This is a genomic window from Salinisphaera sp. S4-8 (assembly GCF_040361235.1).
Classification (GTDB): domain Bacteria; phylum Pseudomonadota; class Gammaproteobacteria; order Nevskiales; family Salinisphaeraceae; genus Salinisphaera.
In genome coordinates this window covers 429,194-451,825 of record NZ_APNF01000002.1, presented here as the reverse complement: position 1 = coordinate 451,825, position 22,632 = coordinate 429,194, and the positions used below count along the sequence as shown (strand labels likewise).

Below are 22,632 nucleotides of genomic sequence, written 5' to 3'. Positions count from 1 at the left end.
CCAGGCTCGTGACCTTCGACGATACGGCTGCGTCCGCGGCACAGGCGGCTTTATGCATCACCGACACGGCGAATCCCACGTCGCGTGGATCGCGTCCGATCGGCTTCATGGCGCGCGCGTTGGTGCAAACCACCATTCCGCATCGCGCTCAAGCCGCGTTGCATTTTCAGAGGCGCAACGGAGACCTCACGCTAACGATGGTCGGCCATCCCGACCACGGCCTGCCTTACGGCAAGATTCCGCGCCTGCTGCTCGCCTGGATCGCCCAGCGGGCACGTGTGACCGGTTCGCGCGTGATCGCGCTGGACTCCGCCCAGGCGGTCCTGTTTCGCGACCTCGGCCTGCAAATGTCCGGTGGGCGCAACGGCTCGATGGCGTCGTTTCGCGACCAGCTGCTCCGGCTGATGAAGTGCACGCTCCATATTGATCGCAAAACAGCGCAAGGCGCAGCGTGGCAGCCGTATCAATTCTCGTCCGGCATTAGCCTCTGGTGGGATCATGGCCCGCGCGAAAACGCCACATTCTGGATTGAACTGGCGCCCGATTTCTATGATGAAATAACGGCGCGCGCCGTGCCGCTGGATTTTGGCGTTTTAGTCGCGTTGCGCTCGCCCCTGGCAATCGATCTCTATGCTTGGGCGACTGATCGCGTCTTTCGTCTACACAAACCGGTTCTGGTTGCATGGCCGGCTTTGCGTGACCAGTTTGGCGCTGGCTACTCGCGCGAACAGGATTTCCGGCGGGCTTTCGCAAAGGCGCTGGGGCGCGTTTATGCACACTGGCCGGCGCTTCGTGCAGAAACTCAACAGAAAGGGTTGAGACTGCGGCCTTGCGCTCCACATATCGTTCCGCGCTACTGAGCGCCATACTGCGGCCTCAAATCCCCTTGGAGGCGTATCGGCGTAACGTCTTGCGATCGCGCTCAGGTGCGTGGCCAATAAGCGGTATCCACCGAGTCGGGCCAGGCCTCGTCAGTCGGTGCTAAAAGTCGCCAGCTTTGCGGTGCCTGGGTCGTACACGGTATTAACGATTGATCCATCTCGAATCCGTTGTACCGCCTCGTCTACGGTCGGCAACGGGATGAGGAACCACTCCCGGGGTTGCACCGCTTTGCCAAAGCGATCTTTGATCGTGAGTTGTAGACGTGCAGGGGAGAAAACTCGGTGAAGCAGTTTTTCCAGCTTGGTCCGGTTGATGCCCGATAGCTTCCAGGTCGCCACGACTTCAACGTCAGCCAATAGATAGGTTGGATCATTTCGAGCATTGGCGATGCGATGGTCGACTTCGCCGCCGGTCACACCGATTTTATGGATAAGCTCGCGGTGTTCGGCGACGAAAGGCTCCTTGGAGTGGCTGCGTAGCACATAGATCGTGCCGCTTTGCTGGTCGTCTTCGTCCATGTGGTCGGCGAACAGGGGGCCGGCGTCCGGTACCGTAAGCCGTCGCCCCGTTTCGTCTTTGTACAGTGCGCGCTGCAATGAACGCAGTAGCAGATCGCTTTCGGTCCCATTCGAGAAGATCACACGCAGGCGAGCGTCTTTTTCGCCGTTTGACGCTTTCATCGGCTCGCCGACTTTCGCAACGTAGGCCATCTGCCCAGCCAGGATAAAGAAGTAGCCTTCTTCGATACTTGTATCGCGGCCAAATCTCACGGTTTGGCGAACGCCAGCCTCAAGTTCTTCCTGGGCCCTTTCAAACAGCGGCTTGAACTCGTCGAAATCCTTGCACGGCTGCCGTGCTGCCACTTCTTCGGCCAGTCGCTTGCGGGCATGCGGCTGCACGTGCCGCAGCACGGTTATATCGTCATCGGGGCTGGCGCCCAGCTTCGCCAGCAACGCGTCTTCGTCCATTTCCTCCGGCTCTGGATCATCTTCTGGCGATGTGCGTTCGCTCAAAAGCCCGTCGGTATCCAGTGGGCCCAGTAATTCGCGCGCATGCGGCAGCTTCTTTAGCTGATCGAGACGCACCGCATAGATACGCTCGAAAATATCCAGATCTTCGCCGTGCCGTGGCGCGTGGCCATGATCTGTCACGAAGCGTTGGATATCCTCAAATCCGGCGAGCAGGCGCTCTTCTTCCCGGGTGTACTCGCGCGCCTCATCCGCGGATGTGTCCACGCCGAGCGCATTGAGCATCGCGTCTTCGGAAGAATGGCTCATGGCTTATGTTTGCCCCGCGGCGTGTTCGGCGGCACGTTCCTGCTTGCGGTATCGAGCGAGGGCGGCAACCCCCTCGGCCATGCGCTTTTCCCAAGGATCGTGCGCGTTGATATCCGGCGCGCGGCCGCGTTCGTGGTGGAACCGCATGGCCCGCTTTGTCAGATCGACCGCTTCATCACGGTCGATGCTGATGCGTTTGGCCGCGATTGTGGCTTGCACCTGCTTGAGCGTCGACTCATTCATGGCACGCGCGAGGACCGCATAGGCTGCGTCGAAGGGGTTGATGCGATCGATCAGGTCGATATCCAGGTCGCGGACATTGACGAATTTGCGCACGCCGTGGATCAGAGATAGGTTGCCTTTGGGCTCATCCGCTGTTCCCGAGCCTCCTGTGCTGTTGTTCGCGAGTGCTTGTTTTGCTTGCTGCGTGATATTCAGCGCGGCCACGGCATGCTGGCGTATGGCTTCCTGATCGTCCTCAGAAAGCTCCGGATATCGGTCGCGTACGATCTTGCCCAAGCGTAGCTGGGTCAGCTCTTCGGGCAGCGTGTTTTCTTGATCGAACAGGCCATGCTCTAGCGATGGCTGATCCTGAACAAACGCGGTGATAACCTCGTTCAGGTCTTCGCGGCAGACACGATTGGCTTCTTCGCTTTCCGGTTTTTTCAACCCCTCGATTTCGACATGGTATTGCCCGGTTTCGTCGTTGACTCCGACGTTTGTCCGGCCTTCTCGATAGCCGCCTTCTCCGTAATCGAACCCGTCCTGCGGGCCGGTGTTCTTCGGCGTGAACTCGAAGCGGGGCGCCAGTACCTGTTCCATGAGCAAGCTGGCCGCTATCGCCTTCAACGTATCGTTGACGGCGTCGACCACGAGCGATTCGTCGGCATCCGGCTCTGCGATTAGGTTCGTGAAACGGGCACTGGTCTTATCTGGCGCGTCACGTGTGGCGCGGCCGATGATCTGCACGATCTCGGTCAAGCTACTGCGGTAGCCAATGGTCAGCGCGTGCTCGCACCAAATCCAGTCGAAGCCCTCCTTGGCCATGCCGAGCGCGATGATGATGTCGACATGATCGCGATCGTTGCGATGCGCCGGATCTTTGAGCGCAGTCAGCACTTTGGAGCGACGCGCCGCATCGCTATCGTCCACTAGGTCGGCCACCTTGAGTGTTCCGCCACCAAGCTCGGCCGATAGCTCGATCTGATGGAAGCCGGTGTGCGGATCAATCCCTTTCCAGCGGCCAAGCGCATCCATGATCTCTTCGACCTCGCGCTGCTTGTCCTTGAGGCTCTCGCGCGACGCCGGGTGGGGGATATGCACGATCGTCTTCAGCGCCGGATCGAGGACTTTCGTGATCGCATCGATGTAGCGGCCGCTATAGAAGAAGTAACCGATCTCCAGCGACTTCAGATACTCGTAGCCGTTGAGCTGCTCATAGTAGGTGTAGGTGACCGTGTCGAAGCGTTCTTCGTCTCCCGGTGCCAGAACTGCTTCGGCATCGCCTCGAAAATACGAGCCTGTCATGGCGACAATATGGGCGCGATCGCGCTCCATGAACGCGGCCAGTTGGCTGCCTAGCCTGTTATCCGGATTGGCGCTGACATGGTGGAATTCGTCGATGGCCAAAAGGCAATCATCAAAGGCCTCGACGCCTAACTCGTCCACTGCAAAGCGGAAGGTGGCATGAGTGCAGACTAAAATGCGGTCCTCGCTCGCTAAAAACTCACCGACCGCCTTAACCTTGGACTGGGCCACCCGTGGCTCATCAGCACCCGGCGTGTTGCACAGGTTCCATTGGGGCAGAACGTGCCAGTCATAAGGAAAACCGAAATCGCTGAGCGGTTCATCGCTGAAGCTGGCACCGATCGAGCGTTCGGGCACCACGATGAGGGCCTGGCGAATGCCCTGGTTATCGAGCTTATCCAAGGCGATAAACATCAACGCCCGGGATTTGCCCGACGCCGGCGGCGACTTGATCAACAGGTATTGCTCGCCACGCCGGCTCCAGGCGCGTTCCTGCATCGGCCGCATACCGAGCGCGTTGGTTCGACGACTTGCGCCCGTGTGTGCCGTGGTGATGGATACCGACGGGATCGCGCTTCCGTTTGCGCCGCTTTTCGCCGCCATTAGGTGCCCCCTCTATTGCAAAAGCGTCATATCGAATCGTTTCGCTGCGCCGCGGTCGAAGGTATACACTGCATCGCAACCGGCGCGACGGGCGAGTGCGGTGACCAATGCATCGGCCAAGTCGCCGCCCGCTTGCTTGAATTGCCGTAAGGCCCGCCATACGACGTCGGCCTCGTCGACCGCCAGGCTTTCGACCTGAAGCAAAGTCTCAATCACCTGAACGATCCGGTCAGCACGGGCGGAGTAGCACGACTCCAATACCCAAACGGTCTCGACCAGCACGACATGGGATATGAATCCCGGTTTGTCGGCGGTCAACGATTCGATTAAGTCAGTAGCCAAGGGCGTTTGCTTGGCATCGTCTTGCGCCAGATAGCGCACCAGGACGTTGGTATCGAGACCAATCACGGATCGACAGCTTTTGCGGCCCGCTGGCGAACGGCCGTATTCATGTCTTCAACGCTAACCGGTTGCTCAGGCTTGCCGATCAATCCTTTCAGGGCCGTCGTTGGCAGCGTGGCGGCGACCAACTCGTAGTGCCCAGGTGAAACTTCGACGAACTCGACCCGGTCGCCCGTATCGATACCGAGACCCGCGCGCACCGCCACTGGGATGGTGATTTGTCCTTTGGAGCTCAAAGTCGCTGTACTCATGGACGTAATACCTCATAAATTCCTTACTTTAGCGTAAGGACGTTCAGTGCTCGGCGCAAGAGGGGGCAAAGTGCCGGTCAGCTACGCGTGGGGCGCTTTCGTTTGCTACTGTACGACCGACCGTTTTCGGACGCCGTCATCTGGGCATACATCTCGAACAGTTTCTCCAGACGCTCGGTATCGTTCTTGAAACGGCGGCCTATGTAGATGCGCTCCAGAGTGTCGTCGTTCCGTTCGTGGGCGTGGCGCAGATCGGGAAAGTCCTTGTCCATGCGCTTAGCGTCGTACATCTCGGCGATGCTCGCTGGAAAGTGCGCCTCGCGCGCGAGAAGGATGTCTTCGGCGCAGCGCGTCAGGTCGGCTTTGTTTTGCTCGGTCAGTGTGGGTATCGGGAAGGTGTTCCAGCCGAGCGTGTTGGAGTAGCGATAGTCGGTCTTAATTTTCCCGCATACGACCGCTATCCAGGTTAGATGTAGCACGGACGCTAGAATGGCAATGTTCCACAATGGCACGTCGTAGAACGCAAACGCGCTATCGGCAACAATGTCGCCGACTGATCCAACTGCGAACGGCAGGTATTCCCGGTTTGATGAACTGTGGCGGGGCACAACAATAGGTACTTCAGTGCCCGTCTGACGGATTTCTTGAAATTTATATGGCCATTTCGCGAACTTAACAGTAGCAGTTTTCGTGCTTCCAAGTCGAAATTGTTCGACTTTTTCTATTCGTTCATTGATTTTTGGCGAATTGCTAGCGCTCTCTAGATTATCCTGATCAATCCAAAGGCAATACCGGTGGATACCGTCGATAGAGTCGCTAGATCCCATGTAGCGACGAACTACGCTGGATACAACCTGCCGATCTGCTAATAGCGCTTGACGTTCCCAGGCGGATAAAATCAGATTGCCGCCATCAACCGGCCCGCTGCCGCGATCCATTGCGGTAATATCTGACATGGGGGATGAACGTTTTCTGACTATGATGTTGGGAGCAGCAATGAGGTAGGCGTTTATGTTACGGGCTTCCGCTGCATTAAGCTGTTCGTCTGTGCCAGTAGCGTATAGCACTCGAGGCTGAGCAGGCTTGTTCGAAAGGCCTACGATAATCACGGTCACACCGGCATTCTGGCTGGCAAGGTTAGCCCATTTGAAAGATGAATAAGCGAAAGCAATTTCGTGGCCAGTTCCGAAGATGAGCGGCCAAAGAATAGCGACCTGCTGACCCTGACAAATAGAGTTTGTGGCAACCAACGCACTTGAGGCATGGCTCTGGAGGCCGTAATTGGCGGCTTTCATAAACCAAGCCGCGATATAATCTAAAGACTTCCAGTTTTTCGTACTTTCCGAAAATATGGCTTTCAGGTCAGCTTTTTGTTCTTTGTTTTGGAGGCTTGAACCTAAGTAAGGTGGATTTCCGCAAATATACGTCTCGCCACCTTCATTCTGGAAGTCGATCTCGGCCTGATCGAGCGGCGTTTCGAACAGATCATCCGCGGAAACCTTAGCCCCCGTGCCGGTCGGCGGGCACACCGTGAGCCAGTCCAGCCGCAGCGCATTGCCCTGGGTAATCCAGTTCTCCCGGGACAGCGGCAGAACATCCTTTAGAGCCTCTTTCTGGCCACGGTAGGTCACGTCGCACTGGTACTCGGCGATCACCAGGGCCAGACGCGCGATTTCGGCCGCGAAGTCGCGTAGCTCGATGCCGCGGAAGTTGGTCAACGGAATGGCCGACTTGAGATGCGTTTCCTTTCGGCGTCGATTGACCTCAGCCTCGATCGCACGCATTTCCTTATAGGCGATGACCAGGAAATTTCCTGAGCCACAGGCCGGGTCGAACACGCGGATGCGTGCCATGCGCTTGCGCAGGTTTAGCAGTTTTCGGGCGTTGTCGCCGGCGTCTTCGAGCTGCTCGCGCAGATTGTCCAGAAACAGCGGATTCAGCACCTTCAGGATGTTGGGCACGCTGGTGTAGTGCATGCCGAGCTGGCCGCGCTCGTCGTCGTCGGCTACGGCTTGAATCATGGAGCCGAAAATATCCGGGTTAATGGCCTTCCATTTCAGGTTGCCGGCCTGGATCAGGTAGCTGCGGGCCAGCTTGGTGAAGTGCGGTACATCGGTTGCGCCGGAAAAGAGGGCGCCGTTGACGTAGGGGAAGGGCTTGGCCCAGCCGGGCAATTCGGCGTCGTCCCGATCTTCGTGCCGGATATCCATGGCACGAAAGAGGGTGGACATGACGTCAGCCAGATTGCTGCCGTCGCGCTCGCTCATGGTATCGACGGTGCGCGTGAACAGGTCCTGGCCGTCGAAAATATCGGTATCTTCGGCGAAGAAGCAAAAGATCAGCCGCGCCATGAAGTGGTTCATGTCGTGGCGGCGTTCGGCCCAGTCCGGGTTGTGCTTCAAAAGCTCGATGTACAGCTTGTTGAGACGGCCCGTAGCGCGGACATCGACCGGGTTGTCCTTGATCTCGCGGACCGTCGAGATACCAGCCAGCGGCAAGAAAAAGCCGAAGTGGTCGGCCAGATCGGCGAATCTTGTAGCAATGGCCTCGCCACTCGCGAGGTCTTCGGCTTCCAGTGTCTCGCCGTCGGTGGCGAGAAGGAACTTGGCCTTGGCTTTGGTCGTTTGCGGACTTTCGTGGAGCGCCTTGAGTGTATCGCCCACTCGGCCAGTGTCGCAGACGGCGATATGGATGTTGTTGGTTTGTAGGACCCCGCCGTTCAGATCGGATTTATTGGTGTTGCCCGCGCGCAGGCGCTTGATGGTCGTGGCCTTGTTGCCGAAGGCTTCCAGAAAGGCGAACGCAAACTCGTTGGCGTCAAAGGGCTGATCGGCCAGTTCCGCAACTGCGGCTTCGATCTCTACGGCGTTCATGGTCGGGTCTCCGCAATCGGGGCTTCGACGCCGCGATAATCGTTATCGGCGTCCGCGGCAGTGCTTGAATCCAAGGCGTCCAATCGATGGACAAGGTCTTCGGCTCGCAGATGCGTATACCGCTGCAGCATCTGCATGCTTTTATGGCCGCTGATCGCCGCGACTTCCTGATCGCCCAGCCCCATTTCAACAAGCCGGCTGACTGCTTCGTGCCTTAGGTCGTGAAAGCGCAGGTCCGCGATGCCGGCGTCCCGCGTGGCGCGTTTCCAGCCGGGGCCGTATTGGAATCCACGGCGAATCCCCTCGCGACCGGGTTCGCCGAAAAAGATCAGATCGCAATCGATGGGTCGAACGGGATTGTCGAGTGCAGTGCGGAGCGCTCGGACGGCATTTGTGGTGAGCGGTACGGTGCGGGATTGGTTGTTCTTCGTGTCGCGCAAGAGGGCGGTGCGGCGGTTGAGATCTACGTCGCACCGGCGGAGACGTTGAATTTCGCCGGCTCGCATGGCGGTTGCCAGTGCCAGCCGGATCATAAGTCCGAGCATCGGGTTGGACTGGCTCTGAGCGGCGCTCAGGAGTTTTCTTTCCTCGTCCGATGACAGCCGGCGGTCACGGGCTTTGCCGGGCTTGGGGGTACGTACAGCGCGACATGGGTTGGACCAGATGCCGATACGCCATTCCTTGATCGCAATCTCGAAGAGATGCGAGAGCAGGGCGAGTTGAAGCCGCACGGTGTCGCGAGACTTGTTATTGGCCAGTTGCCGATCTCGGTAGGCGGCAACCACATCCGGTGTGATCGCGACGAGGCTGTATTGGCCCAAATCGGCACTTAGCTTGCGTGCCTTAACCTTCTCGGCCGCCTGGGTGCTTTCTTTCTTGGTCGGCGTGACCTCGCTCAAATAGCGATCAATGGCGCTACTCAGCGTGAGGCGTTCGGCCGGCGCGCGATTCTGATAGACCCCACGGGCCATCTCGTCTTCGGTCCGGCGTGCCCAATCTTCGGCGTCGCGCTTCGTCCGCCAAGTCTTCGAGCTGGTTGGCCAGCCTTGGCGACGGACGACCGCTTTCCAGCGGCCAGCGGAGGTCTTGGTTAGGGTAGCCATTGCAAGCCTGCTGCACCACGAGTGTACCTATAATGTACCTCTGAGCATGTCGTCGCGCAAAGCTATTGGCTAAGTTTCTGATTTAATGGTGGGCCCGGCAGGACTCGAACCTGCGACCAAGGGATTATGAGTCCCCTGCTCTAACCAACTGAGCTACAGGCCCCGTGCATTGCGGGGAGCACTATATCGGTATAGCGGTAGGTCGCCAAGGATGAGTTGGCGAAGTTCGGGTGTGGGTGGGGGCGCAATGTCGACGATCTCGCGCCGATCGGGGGCAAGCCGGGCCAGTAGGCGATTCTGAGTGGCGGTGGATAACCCGCGTTCTTCCATCGAAAGTACGAGATCCTCCACCAGCGCGTTGAAGTCGGCACTGCTGATCTGCTGGCCGCGATGGACATCACGCATGCTGTCGCCGGTGTATTGGCAGGGCCCATCGGCCACGGCACAAATATAGTCGGTGAGCATACGATGCAGCCGCTGGATATCCACGCGCCGGAAATCGCCGGCAATGCGCCGATCGGCGGCGATGGTCAGCAACAGCGTTTCAGTGAGTTCGGCGATGCCGTCGCGTTCGCCAAGGGCGACATACAGGCTGCGGTCGGGCGCCGGGTGGGCCTGGCAACCGCTCAGGCAGGCGCCCAGCAGGATGACAAGCGGGAGGAAAACCGGAATGAGTCGGTAGCGCGCGAACATGCTAGAAGCCGGTCTGTAGCGATAGGAAATAGCCGTTCTGGTTGTCGAATCCGGCGACCTGCCCGAGATCGACATAGGCCAGCGTCAGCGCGAGTTCTCGTGTCGGTACATAGACCAGATACAGCGTTTTCCAGTCGTCTTCGGCGACCGTATCGAGCTTGTCCGGTTTCTGGCGATATTCGGCGCCCACAAGCCAACGGCGATCCAGAAACAGGCCGACGCCGAATTCGCCGACCAGTTCATACCGGTTGTCGTGGGTGCTGCCGAAGCCGAGCAGGCCGAGTTGATTGGCCCGTGTCGCACGCGCGGTAGCGTTGACGATGACGTTGCGATCGGCGATGGCGGCAAGAAATACCTTGCTGGCCGCGAAATAGATGTCCACGCCGTGATTGTCGCGCGCGCCCAGCAGCGCCGGTATGCCGAAATCGGCGTTGTGCGTGTATTGCAGCCCGATGCTGTACTGGCCGAAACGGTCGTAGAGTGCTTCGCCGGCCAGCCGTAGTTTGAGGCCGAGGGTTTGCTGGCGGATATCCGCGGCCAGCGGTTTGACCTTGAGTCGGTTGTGGGCAACGGTCACCGCCAGGCGATTGGCCCAATTGAAACCGACGCTCACCGTTTGCAGGTCAAAATCGTCGACGCGGGCGGTGGCGGTGGCGAGGTTGACGCTGGCTTCGTCTGTGCTGGCATAGCCGTTGAGCACCGCCCAGGTGGTGATGCCGCCGCCGGCGGCGCCGTTGACGTTGGTGACACCGCCGCTGCCCCATAGACGGCTGCCCGCAGCTTCGGCCAACAGGGTGCTGGTCAGCAACAACAGGCCGGCCCAGGCGGTGCCGTATCGGTAGCGCCGGGATTGCGGTTTCATTGCTGCGTTTGTCGGGTATCGGTTTGTGCGCGCCAGCGCGAACGATCGGCATCGTGATCTTCGAGCCAGCCCACCATGGCTTCGGCGGTCATCGGCCGCGACAGGAAATAGCCTTGAATGAGATCGGCACCGCGGTGCAGCAGATAACGCCAGGAGGCCGCGTTTTCGATGCCTTCCGCGACCACCTCCAGGCCGAGCTTGTGGCCGAGATCGATGATGAGGTCGACGATGAACTGATCGGCCGGCGTCTCGGCGAGCCCGAGCACGAAGGATTTGTCGATCTTGAGTTCGTCGGGGGCGAGACGCTTGAGCTGGGCCAGCGACGAGTAACCGGTGCCGAAATCGTCGACCGAGATACGCGCGCCTCGGCTTTGCAGCGCGCGCAGGTTCTGCAGCGCCGTCTGGGGTTCACGCAGCAGCGCGCTTTCGGTGACTTCCAGCGTGATGCGTTCGTTGCCGAGGCATTGTTCCAGCAACGGAGTCAGGGTGCTTTCCAGTTCGCTCTGGGCGATCTCGTCGGCCGACAGGTTGATGGCCACACCCAGATGCAGGCCTTTCGACTGCCAGTAGGCCAGATCACGGCAGACCTGCTGAACCACCCATTCGGTGACAAGCCGGATCTGGCCGGAGCGCTCGGCCAGACGAATGAATTCGTCGGGTGCGATCGACCCGAGCGTTGGATGGTTCCAGCGTGCCAGCGCTTCCGCCTGTACGATTTCGGCGTTGGCGAGCGCCATCTTGGGTTGGTAGACCAGCGACATTTCGCCGTTCTTGATACCGGGGGCGATACCCTGAATGATCGCGAGTTCGCGCTGGTGCGCTTCGTCCATGCCGGGCTGGTAAAAAAATGTCGCACAACGGCGCTGGCGTGATGCATCGCGTGCGATAACCGTACGCCGCCAGGCGGATTCGATATCGTCGGCGTGTTCGGGAATACGCACGACGCCGACGTCGAGCAGCAGCTGGATCGACGTATGCTGGAGATACAGCGGCTGTTCGACCTTGGCCCGGATATGCTCGATGAGCCCGTGAAGCTCCTCATCGTCGGCGTCGCAGTCGATGAGCGCGAGAAAATCGTTGCCTTCGATACGCCCGAGCGTATGTGCCATGGTGCAGGCATTCTTGAAGCGGCCTGCGACCGTTTTAAGCACTTCGTCGCCGAGCTTGTAGCCCAGCGCGCTATTGATACGCGAAAACCCGTGCACGGCGATACGGATCAGCGTCACCCGGTCGCCGTCGTTCATCTGCTGATAGAGCACATCGCGAACGGCGTTGCGGTTGAGTAGCCCGGTCAACCCGTCGTGCGTGGCCTGGTGACGGATACGATTTTCACGCTGGCGCACCGCGATCTGCATGTCATTGAGTGCATCGCTCAGGATGTCGAATTCGCCGATGCCCTGGGCGCCCGGCGTCTCGTGGTAGTGACCGGCCGCTACGGATTCCGCGAATTCGCTGAGTTCGCGCACGGGCTGGCTCAGCCGGCGCGCCAGCGCGATGGCCACCACTGCACTGAATCCGATCGTAATCAGGAACACGAGTGTGAGACTGCTGGCCAGGTCGTAGTAGGGCGAGAGTACGGTCTGGCGCGACAGCGACAGGGCCACATCGAGCTGACGGCCATCGGCATCGAATAGCGTATGTCGCTCGCTCAAGAAGGCGTCGCTGGCGTCGACGGCGACATCGCCGTCCTGGTTCTGCGGGCCGGTCGAAAACAGCTCGTGTTCGCCTTCGCGTACGATGAAATCGACATTCACGCCGGTCACGCTCGCCACGTTACGGGCGATTTCGGCGTCCACCAGAAATCCCATGCCGACCCAGGCGATCAGCCTTGGTGCGTTCACGGGCGCGATGACATATTGGTAGGGGCGCTCGTCCACCATGACCAGGCCGCTGGCACTGCCCAGCCGGCGCGCGCGGTCGAGCACACTGCGAAACGGCTCGTTACTGGTGTCGGGCTGGGTCCGTGGCACGCGCGTGACCAGCTCGCCGGCGGGCGTGGCCAGGGTGGCCAGATCGGCATGCGCACGGCTGCCGAAATTGCGCAGTACGGTGCGCTGGGTGGGTTCGTCCTGGGTGGCGGTCGCCGATTTGAAACCGTAATCCGAGGCCAGAATGCTGACTGTGGCCAACAGCTGTTCGGCGCGCAGATCGAGCACACGCTCGAGCACGCGGTTGGCCACCGCCAACGTATCGTGGGCTTGATGCACGCGCTGGTTGTAGGTGCGATGCAAAATCGCGATCGTCACGCTCAGTTCGGCCAGGAGCACAAAACCGAGCAGCGCGATCATCAGCTGATTTCGGAACGTGCGCGGACGCAGTGTCATTGGGCAATCCGATCGAATCGCTGTTGCAGTGACATGGATTCGTTTGGCGGGGGCGCAGGCGGTGGCGATATCTCGATATCGACGGTTATAGAGTCGGTATCGGCCGCAAGTCGCCGAATTACACCCCCGTCACCGATATTGAGCCATTCATGCCAGATACGTAGCGTACGTGCGCGTGCTGGCACGTCGGCAAAGCGTACCTGTCCGTCAGCGTTGGTCACCGCCATGCGCGGCGCATCGCTGACCACGATGAATGCATGCATCGAATCATGAATATTGCAGCCCAAGGTGACGACCCCGGTCTTGTCGAACAGGATCGGCCGCTCGGGCAAGCCAACATACAGTTTGATGTCGAACGTCTTGGCGTTGGAAAACGAGTAGACGTGATGGCGGGTGTTGTCGTGGTTGGGGAACAACACGCTGGTGTTCACCGGAATCGCCAGCACGTGCGGAACGAACGTCATATCGCGCTGACGCATCACCGCCGGGCGTGGATTCGGATCCGGCGCGGGTGCATTCGGCCAGTCTACGGTGACCACGGCGTTGGACAGCGGCCGGTCTTGCGGGTCGGTTACGCGTACATCCAGGGTGGCGCACCAGCTCACGGGCAGGGCGAGTAGCCACAACGCAAGGCCGACGGTCAGGCGACAGGAGACGTCCGGCTTTACGATCCGAATAAAAGCCATGCTTTGTCCATACGTTCGATGGCATAAAGGGCACGGCTAGACAGCGTGCCCGGTTCCGATGACCTGCCCGGCCTGTGGCCCGCCAGGCGGTTTGCATACCGTACGGACGAAGCCGGGCGCGCCGTGCCGAGGCAGGCAGCGCGCCCGAACGATGGCTCGTTATTCGTCCAGGAAGCTCTTCAGGAACGTGGCCCGCGAGGGATGGCGCAGCTTGCGCAAGGCCTTGGCTTCGATCTGACGGATACGCTCACGGGTGACATCGAACTGCTTGCCGACTTCCTCGAGGGTGTGGTCGGTGTTCATGTCGATCCCGAAGCGCATGCGCAGTACCTTGGCCTCGCGCGGGGTGAGGCTGGCCAGGGTGTTGTGCGTGGCTTCACGCAGCGATTCGCCGGAGGCGGAATCGTCCGGGGCGACCGCGTTGACGTCCTCGATGAAGTCGCCCAGATGCGAATCCTCGTCGTCGCCGATGGGCGTCTCCATGGAGATCGGTTCCTTGGCGATCTTGAGGACCTTGCGCACCTTTTCTTCCGGCATCTCCATACGCTCGGCCAGTTCTTCCGGCGTGGCCTCGCGGCCCATTTCCTGGAGCATCTGGCGGGAAATGCGGTTGAGTTTGTTGATCGTTTCGATCATGTGCACCGGAATACGGATGGTGCGCGCCTGATCGGCGATCGAGCGGGTGATGGCCTGACGAATCCACCACGTTGCATAGGTCGAGAACTTGTAGCCGCGACGGTATTCGAACTTGTCGACGGCTTTCATCAGGCCGATGTTGCCTTCCTGAATCAGGTCCAGGAACTGCAGGCCGCGGTTGGTGTATTTCTTGGCAATCGAGATCACCAGACGCAGGTTGGCCTCGACCATTTCCTTTTTCGCGCGGCGGGCCTTGGCCTCGCCAATCGACATCTTGCGGTTGATTTCCTTGATGTGATTGACGTTGAGCCCGTTTTCGGCCTCGATCTCGCGAATCCGGCCTTGCGCACGCACGAGGTCTTCACGACGGCCGGCGATGGTCGACGAATAACGACGCTTGGCGCGGATGAGCTTGTCCAGCCACACTTCGCTGGTCAGGTTGTCCGGCAGCTGACGCACGAAATCGCGCCGCGGCATGCCGGCCTCGGTCACGCAGATCGCCAGCATTTCGCGTTCGATGCTGCGAATATCGAGCATGGTCGTACGCAGCTGCAGGGTCAGATCGTCCGCGGTCTTGGGCACCAGCTTGAAACGCATGAAATGCGTGGCTAGCGCGTTGAGCGCTTCTTCCGTGGCCTCGTGCTCGCGGCCGTGCTTGTCGAGCGTAGCGACCGCCGCTTCGTGCAGACGCTTGAGCTGTTCGAACTGGGCTTTGGCTTCTTCCGGGTCCGGGCCATCGTTGGCCGGCGCCGAGCCTTCGTCGTCGTCGTCGCTCTCGGCGGATTCGTCCTCGTTGACCACCGGGTCGCCGGTGTCGGGGTCGACAAAACCCACCAGTACGTCGGTCAGGCGCTTGTCGTCGGCTTCGACCTGGCTCCACAGCTCGAGCAGGCGGCCCGTGGTGGCCGGGAAATAGGCCAGCGAGAACATCATCTCGGCCAGGCCTTCCTCGATACGCTTGGCGATACGGATTTCGCCCTGGCGGTCGAGCAGTTCGACCGTGCCCATTTCGCGCATGTACATGCGCACCGGATCGGTGGTGCGACCGAACTGCGGGTCCAATGCCGCCAACGTCGCCGCGGCTTCCTCGGCGTCGTCGTCATCGTCTTCGTTGACGGTGTTTTCGTTCATCAGCAGGCTGTCATCTTCCGGTGCGGACTCATGCACCGTGATGCCCATGTCGCTGATCATGTTGACGATATCTTCGATCTGTTCGGGATCGACGATATCGTCGGGCAGCGTATCGTTGACCTCGGCATAGGTCAGATAGCCTTTTTGCTTGCCGTGGGCAATCAATAGACGAAGCTGCGATTTCTTGTCTTTGCTCATGTGTTTTTGCTGCGTATGTTGGGCTCGTGGGGCGTGGCGAACGCTGCGATAACCGGCCATGATAACAAGTCGAGGCGTTGACAGCGACTTTCAAAACCGGTGGCCGGCATTGTTCTAACCGGTGCGTTGGCGATAACGTCTGAGCTGCTGATGTATCTGCTGCAACTCATGGGCGGCTGCTGCATCCAGCGGGCCGCGGTTCTGTTGGGCAACGAGTTCGTCGTAGCGCTGGCGCAATGAGGCCAGCGATGCGGTATTCGAACCCAGTCGTGCAACCGTTTCATCGAACTCCTGCGCTCGGCTGTCAGAATCGCCCGGCGGCGTTGTCGCTGCCAGTTCCTGTAGCCGGTCGAAAAACCGGTGTTCGCGGTAGCGTTCCAACCACTGCGATACCGATACGTTTGGGGTCTGTGCGAAAAACTCAATCGCCTCGGCGAGAATCGTTGCCCCCGGTGTATCCGCTTCGCGCAGAGCAAGGGTATCGGGCACGCGCTCGGCGAGACGGCTGTCGGCAAACAAAAGGCTCAAGGCGCGGCTGACCGGCGTCACTCGTGTCTTCGTTTGTCTAGAGCCTTTATCGACTGTTGTGCCCGTCGTTGAAGGTGTGCGTGCATACAAGGTGCGTAAATCGTCGGCGGGCAAACGCGCAAGCCCGGCGAGTTCGCCGATCAGCTCGGCACGAAACGCGTCTGGCGGCAGCGCGTTGACATAGGAGCGCGCCTTTTCGATGAGCGTGGCGCGCCCATCGGGCGAATCCAGCGACAAACCGTCGGTGAGCGCGTCGATCAACACCGCGGAAGCAGGTCGCGCGGCTTCGATGGCCGCCTGAAAGCGCTGAATGCCATCCGCCGCGCGCACCATGGAATCCGGGTCCTCGCCTTCGGGCACGAACAAAAATCGGACTCGGCGTGTACCGCGCATCACCGGCAGACTCTGAGCGAGTGCCTTGCGCGCCGCGCGCACCCCGGCGGCGTCCCCGTCGAAACAGAAAACCACTTCCTCTGTATGCCGAAACAGCGTGGTCAGATGCGACGCCGTGGTGGCGGTACCGAGCGTGGCGACCGTGTTGGCGAAGCCGTGCTGGGCCAGGGCGATGACATCCATATAGCCTTCCACGACCAGTAGCCGCGGCAGATCGCGCATTGCCTGGCGTGCTTCGAACAGTCCGTACATATGGTCGGACTTATGAAACAGCGGCGTTTCCGGCGAGTTCAGGTACTTGGCCTTGTCGTCGCCCAGGGTGCGGCCGCCGAAGGCGATCGTGCGCCCGCGCGTATCGCGGATCGGAAACATCAGCCGGTTGCGAAAGCGGTCGAAAAAGCCGCCGTTGTCGCGCGCGATCAGCAGCCCGGCCTGTTCGCCAGCGCCAGCGTCGCGCAGTTCGCGGGTAAGCGCATCCCAGCTGTCGGGCGCAAACCCCAGCCCGTATTGCTTGGCCATGGCACCGGACACGCCGCGGCCCTTGAGATAGTCGATCACCTGCGGATTGCGGCGCAGCTGGTTCTGATAGAAGCGATCGGCCCGGGCCATGGCATCGAACAGCGGGTCGCGCGGCGGCCCGGAAGGTGCACTGGCCTGGGCTTCCTGCGGAATTTCCAGGCCCGCGTTCTGTGCCAGGACATCGACCGCGTCACGGAACTCGAGGCGATCGTATTCCATGAGAAAACTGATCGCCGTGCCGTGGGCGCCGCAGCCGAAGCAGTGATAGAACTGCTTGTTCGGCGAGACGGTGAAAGACGGCGTTTTTTCGTCGTGAAACGGGCAGCAGGCCGCGAATTCCGCGCCGGATTTCTTGAGCGGCACACGCGCGTCGATCAGCGCCACGATATCCGTGCGCGCCAGCAACTGATCGATGAAATCCTGTGGGATGCGCGCCATGGCAGCCAAGACCTCCACTGACCTCGATGATGATACCTGCCAGGCAAAACGTGGCCACGAACCATCGAGTAACAAGACAGCCGGTCGACGCGGCTGATCGTCAACACCGTGCGATACCGCGATCGAGAACGACTGCGCGGAACAAGGATTCACCCCTGCGCTTTCAGCCGGGCGGGGCGAGCGCCGATCGCCAAAGCACGACCGACCTGCGCTGGCGCGCGGTGTCGCCGCGCCAGCGCTATACCTGCGTTACTGCTGTTGCAGCCGGGTCTTGAGCCGTTGGCTGACCACGGCCATATCGGCCTGGCCTTGCAGGCGCGGCTTGAGTACGCCCATGACCTTGCCCATGTCGCGCATCGACTGCGCCTGGCTTTCGGCGATGGCGTTATCGATGGCTTGATCGATTTCGGCCTCGGACAGCTGGGCGGGCAGGTAATTTTCGAGCACCGCGATCTCGGCGGCCTCGGCATCGGCGAGTTCCGGTCGGTTGGCCTCGCGATACTGCTGTTCGGCATCGCGGCGTTGTTTGACCATCTTCTCTATGACCGCCAGCACGTCGGCATCCGAGAGTTCTTCACGCTCGTCGACTTCGCGCTGTTTGACCGCGGCCATGAGCATGCGAATTACGGCGAGACGTTCCTTGTCGCGCGTGCGCATGGCGGATTTCATGTCGTCCTGTAGCAGGGCTTTGAGGCTCAAGCACGTTCTCCTGTCGAAATAGCGTCTTTGCAACGAAAAACAGCGGCGCTGTGGCCGCTGTTTGATACGTCGGTCTTGAAAGCCGTGATATCAGTACTGGCGCGTGAAACGCTGCTGCTCGCGCTGGAGCTTCTTGGCGTGACGCTTGACCGCGGCAGCGCGCTTGCGCTTGCGGGTCTGGCAGGGCTTTTCAAAAAACTCGCGACGGCGTACTTCAGTGACAACGCCCGCTTTCTCGCAGCTGCGTTTGAAGCGACGCAGGGCGACTTCGAACGGTTCGTTTTCTTTGACGCGTACGCTAGGCATTGAGCAATCACTCTCCGGAAGAATCTGCGGTTTGTTGACCCAGCCGTGGGCATGTCTTGAGCCCGGCGGCTAGAATAAGGCGATGGATTCTAATCGCTGCGCGCGCGCTTTGCAAAGAAAAAACGTCATCCTCGGTATCGAAAGCTCCTGCGACGAAAGCGCAGCGGCCATCTACGACAGCGAACGCGGGCTGCTGGCCCATGCGCTGCACAGTCAGGTCGCGTTACACGCCGACTATGGCGGTGTGGTGCCGGAGCTGGCCTCGCGCGATCATATCCGCAAGCTCATGCCGTTGATCGAACAGGTCATCGCCGAGGCCGGTGCGCCCGAACTCACCGGCATCGCCTATACGCGCGGGCCGGGGCTGGTGGGTGCGCTGCTGGTGGGCGCATCGATTGCCGTCGGGCTGGGTATGAGCCGGAATCTGCCCGTACTGGGCGTACACCATATGGAAGGCCATCTTTTATCGCCGCTGCTCGAAGACGAGGCGCCAGCGTTTCCGTTCGTGGCCCTGCTGGTGTCCGGCGGACATACGTTACTGGTACAGGTCGAGGGTGTCGGCCACTATCGCGTACTGGGCGAAAGTCTGGACGATGCCGTGGGTGAGGCCTTCGACAAATGCGCCAAGATGCTGGGGCTGGGCTATCCCGGTGGTCCGGCGCTGGCGGCGCTGGCCGCCGAGGGCCGCCGCGATGCGCATGCTTTCCCGCGCCCGATGCTCAAGCGGGCGGGGCTGGATTTTTCGTTCTCGGGGCTCAAGACGGCAGTAATGCTTGCGGTCAAGGCCGCGCCGGATACGCATCAGGCGCGCGCGGATATCGCGGCCAGCTTCGAGCAGGCGGTGGTCGATACGCTGGTGGCCAAATGTGCCCGCGCGCTCAAGCAGACCGGGCGCTCGCGTCTGGTGGTGGCCGGCGGGGTGGGGGCGAATCGACATCTGCGCGCGGCCCTGCAAGCACGCGGCGCGCGCGATGGGTTCGCGCTGTATTTTCCGCAGTCACAATTTTGTACGGATAACGCGGCGATGATTGCCCTGGTGGGCAGTTTGCGCGCCGAGCAGATGCGGCCCGGCATCGCCCCGGCCGAGGCACGGGCGCGCTGGCCGCTGGATAGCCTGCAGCCGCCCGCCGCGTTGAACGTATAGCGCGTCGACAGGGCCACGCGCGCGTCTTGCGGGGCCGGACATTCGTTTGGCGAGTGATAGTATTGTGTATCGTAGTTTTCAGATCGACGCACTTTCGCCGTCGTGAAGCAGGGGCCAGGAGGCGGTTTGGACACGATCTTCATCGAACAGCTCGCGGTGGATGCCGTGATCGGCGTCTACGACTGGGAGCGCGAAACCACGCAGCGGCTGCTTATCGATCTTGATATCGGTTTTACCGTGCGCGACGCCGCTGCGGACGACGATTTCGAGCAGACCCTGGACTATCAGGCCGTGGCCGAGCGTGTACAGGCCTTCGCGGCCGCCAGCCGCTATCAGCTGGTCGAGACGCTGGCCGAAGAAACCGCGCGGCTTCTGATCGCGAATTTCGATGTGGAACAGGTCAGTGTCCGCGTCAGCAAGCCGGGTGCGCTGGCCCAGGCCGCCAATGTCGGGGTGCGGATCACGCGGTCGCGCGAGGTATGACCCGGGCGGTGGTGGGCATCGGCAGCAATCGCTCGCCGCACGCCCATATCGCACTCGCACTGGACGTGCTCGAACAAAGCTTCGGCGCGCTCGATACCTCGTCGATCTATCGTTGCCCACCGGTGGGCGTGCAGGGCGCGGATTTCCTCAATCTGGTGGCCGCGTTCGATACCGCGGCGCCGCTGGACCAGCTGTGCATCGAACTGCGCGATATCGAGGCCGCCTGTGGGCGCGATCGCAGTCAGGCGGAGATACCGCCGTGTATCGATATCGACCTGCTGCTTTTTGGCGATACGGTGCATGAATACGCGCCGGTGTTGCCCCGCCCGGATATCGTCGAACAGCCATTCGTACTCGGTCCGCTTGCCGAGTTGATGCCCGAAGCGCGTCATCCGGTTTGTGGTATGCGTTATGCCGATCTGTGGGCCACAATGGCCACGCAGGCCCATCGGCTCGAGCCGGTCAGCCTGCAGGACAGCGCGCCGTTGCTGCCGTAGCAATGCCAGGGCCACGAAACCGTAACGAATGGTTACCGGCAGCCGCGCTATAGTGCCCGCGGTTTGCGGCCGATAGCGGGGCATACGCCGCAACGCATTTCATTCTTTCCAGGCGGGCTTTTATGGAGTGGTATCAGATGGTGGTGCTTGCGATCGTGCAAGGCATTACCGAATTTCTGCCGATCTCGAGCTCGGCGCATCTCATTCTGGTGCCGCATTTTCTCGGTTGGCCGGATCAGGGGCTGGGTTTCGATCTGGCGATGCATCTGGGCACGCTGGTCGCGGTCGTTGCCTATTTTCGTCAGGATGTGGTTCAGCTTGCCCATGCCTGGGTCGAGTCGATGCGCAGCGGTCGACGCGATGGCGAAGTCGCCATGGCCTGGGGGCTTGTGCTGGCCACGTTACCGGCGATCGTGTTCGGGCTCGTGCTCGGCCTGGTCGGCGAATCCATGCTGCGCGTGCCGGGTGTGATTGCCACCACGAGTATCGTGTTCGGTATTGCCCTGGGCTGGGTGGACTGGCGCGCGCCATGCGCACGTGAACCCGATCAGATCGGCTGGCGGGCCTATCTGGCGATCGGTTTTGCCCAGGCGATCGCACTCATTCCCGGTGCGTCGCGTTCGGGTATGACCATCATGGGCGGGCGTGCCTGCGGGCTCAATCGACAGGCCGCTGCGAGGGTGGCGTTCTATCTGGCGATTCCGATCACTACGGCCGCGATCGCCTTCGAAACCGTGCTGTTATTGCAAACGCCCACCGCCGATGCCTGGGGTGCGATGGCCATGGCCGCGTTGCTGGCCGGGATCAGTGCCTTTGCCGCGATCCATTATTTCCTGCGCATGTTGCAGTCGGTGGGCATGATGCCGTTCGTGGTCTATCGTGTACTGCTGGGTCTTTTGCTGTTCGCCATTTTCGGCTGGAACGGCTAGCCGTTGAAATCGATCCGGCCGGTCAATGTCGGCCGATCGCCGTGGCGATGGCGCGGATGCGTTCGCGTTTGAGTGCTTCGCCGATCTGGGCGCCGCGCAGGCCTGCCGCAGCGAGTGGTTTCGCATCGATGGCCTGGGCTGCCGCGAACGCCCTGCGTGCGGTGGCTGGCTGATCGTACTGGCGTTGTTCGAAACCCAGCCGTCCGTGAACATCGGCACTACAGACCGCGATCAGGATTTCCAGGCGTTCGGGCCGGCGAAAGGCATCGATACGCTCGAATAGCTCGAGCATGGTGGCAGGCCGCAGTTCGTGCATGCGATGCACATGGGTATGCCAGCGCGTGACCAGGGCCGCGGCTTCGCGCACGGCCTTGGGTACGCCCAGGCGCTCGCTGCAGGCCTCGGCCAGGGGCACGCCTGCGGCTTCGTGGCCGCGATGGCCGGGCAGCACATGCGCCGGTGTGCGCGCCTTGCCGTAGTCATGACACAGCGCGGCATAGCGTGCGGCCAGCGGATCATTGGCGGCCGCGGTCTGGCCGAGTACCAGCAGGGTATGCACGCCCGAGTCGATTTCCGGATGATGACGGATCGGCTGGATCACGCCGAACAGATTGTCCAGTTCCGGAAACAGCCGCGCCAGCGCACCGCATTCGCGTAACAGATAGAAGAACAGCTGCGGCTCGTCGTGCATGAGCGCGCGCTCGGTTTCTGCCCATACGCGCTCGGGCACCAGATGGTCGACTTCGCCGGACCGGACCATCTCGCGCAACAGCGCCATGGTTTCATCGGCCACGCGAAAGCCCAGCGGCGCAAAACGGGCGTAGTAGCGCGCCAGGCGCAACAGGCGCACCGGGTCTTCGACGAAGGCCGGGGAGACATGGCGCAATATCCGGGCCTGGAGATCGGCACGCCCGCCACAGGGGTCCACCACCTGGCCATCATCGCCCCGGGCGATGGCGTTGATGGTCAGATCGCGGCGTACGAGATCATCTTCCAGGCGTACATCGGCGCCGGTATGGAACACGAAGCCATGATAGCCGTGGCCTTGCTTGCGTTCGGTGCGCGCCAGTGCATGTTCTTCCTTGGTTTCGGGGTCGAGAAAGACCGGGAAATCCCGGCCGACCGGTCGATAGCCGGCTGCGACCATTTCTTCCGGGGTCGCACCGACTACCACCCAGTCGCGATCCGAGACCGGCAGGCCGAGCCATTCATCGCGCAGTGCGCCACCGACCAGATACCGTTGCATGG

The 22,632-nt window shown here is 61.0% G+C and carries 20 protein-coding genes and 1 tRNA gene; 5 read left to right on the top strand and 16 right to left on the bottom strand.

Annotated elements, in window-relative coordinates:
- Window positions 1-8: 8 nt before the first annotated feature.
- On the top strand, window positions 9-860 hold the full coding sequence (locus S4A8_RS04670) for a replication protein RepA (RefSeq protein ID WP_353219224.1): 852 nt from the start codon (window positions 9-11) through the stop codon (window positions 858-860).
- A 111-nt stretch (window positions 861-971) separates the two neighbouring features.
- Here the strand turns inward: S4A8_RS04670 and S4A8_RS04665 are convergent, their stop codons facing one another.
- The 15 genes from S4A8_RS04665 to rpsU form a co-directional block, all read right to left on the bottom strand.
- The gene (locus tag S4A8_RS04665; protein ID WP_353219223.1) at window positions 972-2,159 is read right to left on the bottom strand and encodes a GIY-YIG nuclease family protein; all 1,188 of its coding nucleotides are present in this window, start codon (window positions 2,157-2,159) and stop codon (window positions 972-974) included.
- Between the two features lie 3 nt (window positions 2,160-2,162).
- A complete protein-coding gene (locus tag S4A8_RS04660; protein WP_353219222.1) occupies window positions 2,163-4,289 on the bottom strand; it encodes a DEAD/DEAH box helicase in 2,127 nt (708 codons plus the stop codon).
- Between the two features lie 12 nt (window positions 4,290-4,301).
- Window positions 4,302-4,697, bottom strand: a complete 396-nt coding sequence (locus S4A8_RS04655) for a type II toxin-antitoxin system VapC family toxin (protein WP_353219221.1) — start codon at window positions 4,695-4,697, stop codon at window positions 4,302-4,304.
- Window positions 4,694-4,942: an AbrB/MazE/SpoVT family DNA-binding domain-containing protein gene (locus S4A8_RS04650; protein ID WP_353219220.1), complete on the bottom strand. Its 249-nt coding sequence runs from the start codon at window positions 4,940-4,942 to the stop codon at window positions 4,694-4,696. The genes S4A8_RS04655 and S4A8_RS04650 overlap by 4 nt, the downstream gene beginning before the upstream one ends.
- Window positions 4,943-5,019: 77 nt before the next feature.
- Window positions 5,020-7,815 carry a class I SAM-dependent DNA methyltransferase gene (locus S4A8_RS04645; RefSeq protein WP_353219219.1) on the bottom strand — a complete coding sequence of 932 codons (2,796 nt, stop codon included), beginning with the start codon at window positions 7,813-7,815 and terminating at the stop codon, window positions 5,020-5,022.
- Window positions 7,812-8,918 (bottom strand): tyrosine-type recombinase/integrase, encoded by a 1,107-nt coding sequence (locus tag S4A8_RS04640; protein ID WP_353219218.1) that lies wholly within the window; start codon window positions 8,916-8,918, stop codon window positions 7,812-7,814. Before S4A8_RS04640 ends, S4A8_RS04645 begins: the two co-directional genes overlap by 4 nt.
- Before the next feature lie 86 nt (window positions 8,919-9,004).
- Window positions 9,005-9,081 (bottom strand) — tRNA-Ile (locus S4A8_RS04635).
- The gene (locus S4A8_RS04630) at window positions 9,072-9,611 is read right to left on the bottom strand and encodes a group I truncated hemoglobin (RefSeq protein ID WP_353219217.1); all 540 of its coding nucleotides are present in this window, start codon (window positions 9,609-9,611) and stop codon (window positions 9,072-9,074) included. The genes S4A8_RS04635 and S4A8_RS04630 overlap by 10 nt, the downstream gene beginning before the upstream one ends.
- Before the next feature lies 1 nt (window position 9,612).
- Complete coding sequence (locus S4A8_RS04625; protein WP_353219216.1) at window positions 9,613-10,473, bottom strand: DUF3034 family protein; 861 nt, start codon at window positions 10,471-10,473, stop codon at window positions 9,613-9,615.
- On the bottom strand, window positions 10,470-12,797 hold the full coding sequence (locus S4A8_RS04620) for a putative bifunctional diguanylate cyclase/phosphodiesterase (protein ID WP_353219215.1): 2,328 nt from the start codon (window positions 12,795-12,797) through the stop codon (window positions 10,470-10,472). Before S4A8_RS04620 ends, S4A8_RS04625 begins: the two co-directional genes overlap by 4 nt.
- Window positions 12,794-13,483, bottom strand: a complete 690-nt coding sequence (locus tag S4A8_RS04615; RefSeq protein ID WP_353219214.1) for a methylamine utilization protein — start codon at window positions 13,481-13,483, stop codon at window positions 12,794-12,796. Before S4A8_RS04615 ends, S4A8_RS04620 begins: the two co-directional genes overlap by 4 nt.
- Before the next feature lie 159 nt (window positions 13,484-13,642).
- A complete protein-coding gene (rpoD, locus tag S4A8_RS04610) occupies window positions 13,643-15,508 on the bottom strand; it encodes an RNA polymerase sigma factor RpoD (RefSeq protein WP_353219213.1) in 1,866 nt (621 codons plus the stop codon).
- A 54-nt stretch (window positions 15,509-15,562) separates the two neighbouring features.
- The gene (gene dnaG / locus S4A8_RS04605) at window positions 15,563-17,326 is read right to left on the bottom strand and encodes a DNA primase (protein WP_353219212.1); all 1,764 of its coding nucleotides are present in this window, start codon (window positions 17,324-17,326) and stop codon (window positions 15,563-15,565) included.
- Between the two features lie 249 nt (window positions 17,327-17,575).
- Window positions 17,576-18,025, bottom strand: a complete 450-nt coding sequence (locus tag S4A8_RS04600) for a GatB/YqeY domain-containing protein (RefSeq protein ID WP_353219211.1) — start codon at window positions 18,023-18,025, stop codon at window positions 17,576-17,578.
- A 90-nt stretch (window positions 18,026-18,115) separates the two neighbouring features.
- A complete protein-coding gene (rpsU, locus tag S4A8_RS04595; RefSeq protein WP_006915178.1) occupies window positions 18,116-18,331 on the bottom strand; it encodes a 30S ribosomal protein S21 in 216 nt (71 codons plus the stop codon).
- 109 nt (window positions 18,332-18,440) lie between these two features.
- Here rpsU and tsaD point away from each other — a divergent pair, with 109 nt between their 5' ends.
- The 4 genes from tsaD (at window position 18,441) to S4A8_RS04575 (ending at window position 21,384) form a co-directional block, all read left to right on the top strand.
- Window positions 18,441-19,475, top strand: coding sequence for a tRNA (adenosine(37)-N6)-threonylcarbamoyltransferase complex transferase subunit TsaD (gene tsaD / locus S4A8_RS04590; protein ID WP_353219210.1), 1,035 nt, complete (start codon window positions 18,441-18,443; stop codon window positions 19,473-19,475).
- Window positions 19,476-19,601: 126 nt separating this feature from the next.
- Complete coding sequence (gene folB, locus S4A8_RS04585) at window positions 19,602-19,958, top strand: dihydroneopterin aldolase (RefSeq protein WP_353219209.1); 357 nt, start codon at window positions 19,602-19,604, stop codon at window positions 19,956-19,958.
- A complete protein-coding gene (gene folK, locus S4A8_RS04580; protein WP_353219208.1) occupies window positions 19,955-20,455 on the top strand; it encodes a 2-amino-4-hydroxy-6-hydroxymethyldihydropteridine diphosphokinase in 501 nt (166 codons plus the stop codon). The genes folB and folK overlap by 4 nt, the downstream gene beginning before the upstream one ends.
- A gap of 122 nt (window positions 20,456-20,577) precedes the next feature.
- Complete coding sequence (locus S4A8_RS04575; protein WP_353219207.1) at window positions 20,578-21,384, top strand: undecaprenyl-diphosphate phosphatase; 807 nt, start codon at window positions 20,578-20,580, stop codon at window positions 21,382-21,384.
- Between the two features lie 22 nt (window positions 21,385-21,406).
- On the opposite strand, the gene S4A8_RS04570 is transcribed toward S4A8_RS04575, so the two are convergent.
- On the bottom strand, window positions 21,407-22,630 hold the full coding sequence (locus S4A8_RS04570; RefSeq protein ID WP_353219206.1) for a multifunctional CCA addition/repair protein: 1,224 nt from the start codon (window positions 22,628-22,630) through the stop codon (window positions 21,407-21,409).
- Window positions 22,631-22,632 lie beyond the last annotated feature (2 nt).

Coding starts and splice junctions, on each gene's coding strand:
- S4A8_RS04665 (WP_353219223.1), bottom strand. CDS start 2,159: ATGAGCCATTCTTCCGAAGACGCGATGCTCAATGCGCTCGGCGTGGAC.
- rpsU (WP_006915178.1), bottom strand. CDS start 18,331: ATGCCTAGCGTACGCGTCAAAGAAAACGAACCGTTCGAAGTCGCCCTG.
- S4A8_RS04615 (WP_353219214.1), bottom strand. CDS start 13,483: ATGGCTTTTATTCGGATCGTAAAGCCGGACGTCTCCTGTCGCCTGACC.
- S4A8_RS04575 (WP_353219207.1), top strand. CDS start 20,578: ATGGAGTGGTATCAGATGGTGGTGCTTGCGATCGTGCAAGGCATTACC.
- S4A8_RS04630 (WP_353219217.1), bottom strand. CDS start 9,611: ATGTTCGCGCGCTACCGACTCATTCCGGTTTTCCTCCCGCTTGTCATC.
- S4A8_RS04570 (WP_353219206.1), bottom strand. CDS start 22,630: ATGCAACGGTATCTGGTCGGTGGCGCACTGCGCGATGAATGGCTCGGC.
- S4A8_RS04650 (WP_353219220.1), bottom strand. CDS start 4,942: ATGAGTACAGCGACTTTGAGCTCCAAAGGACAAATCACCATCCCAGTG.
- rpoD (WP_353219213.1), bottom strand. CDS start 15,508: ATGGCCGGTTATCGCAGCGTTCGCCACGCCCCACGAGCCCAACATACG.
- folK (WP_353219208.1), top strand. CDS start 19,955: ATGACCCGGGCGGTGGTGGGCATCGGCAGCAATCGCTCGCCGCACGCC.
- S4A8_RS04625 (WP_353219216.1), bottom strand. CDS start 10,473: ATGAAACCGCAATCCCGGCGCTACCGATACGGCACCGCCTGGGCCGGC.
- S4A8_RS04645 (WP_353219219.1), bottom strand. CDS start 7,815: ATGAACGCCGTAGAGATCGAAGCCGCAGTTGCGGAACTGGCCGATCAG.
- S4A8_RS04640 (WP_353219218.1), bottom strand. CDS start 8,918: ATGGCTACCCTAACCAAGACCTCCGCTGGCCGCTGGAAAGCGGTCGTC.
- dnaG (WP_353219212.1), bottom strand. CDS start 17,326: ATGGCGCGCATCCCACAGGATTTCATCGATCAGTTGCTGGCGCGCACG.
- S4A8_RS04660 (WP_353219222.1), bottom strand. CDS start 4,289: ATGGCGGCGAAAAGCGGCGCAAACGGAAGCGCGATCCCGTCGGTATCC.
- S4A8_RS04620 (WP_353219215.1), bottom strand. CDS start 12,797: ATGACACTGCGTCCGCGCACGTTCCGAAATCAGCTGATGATCGCGCTG.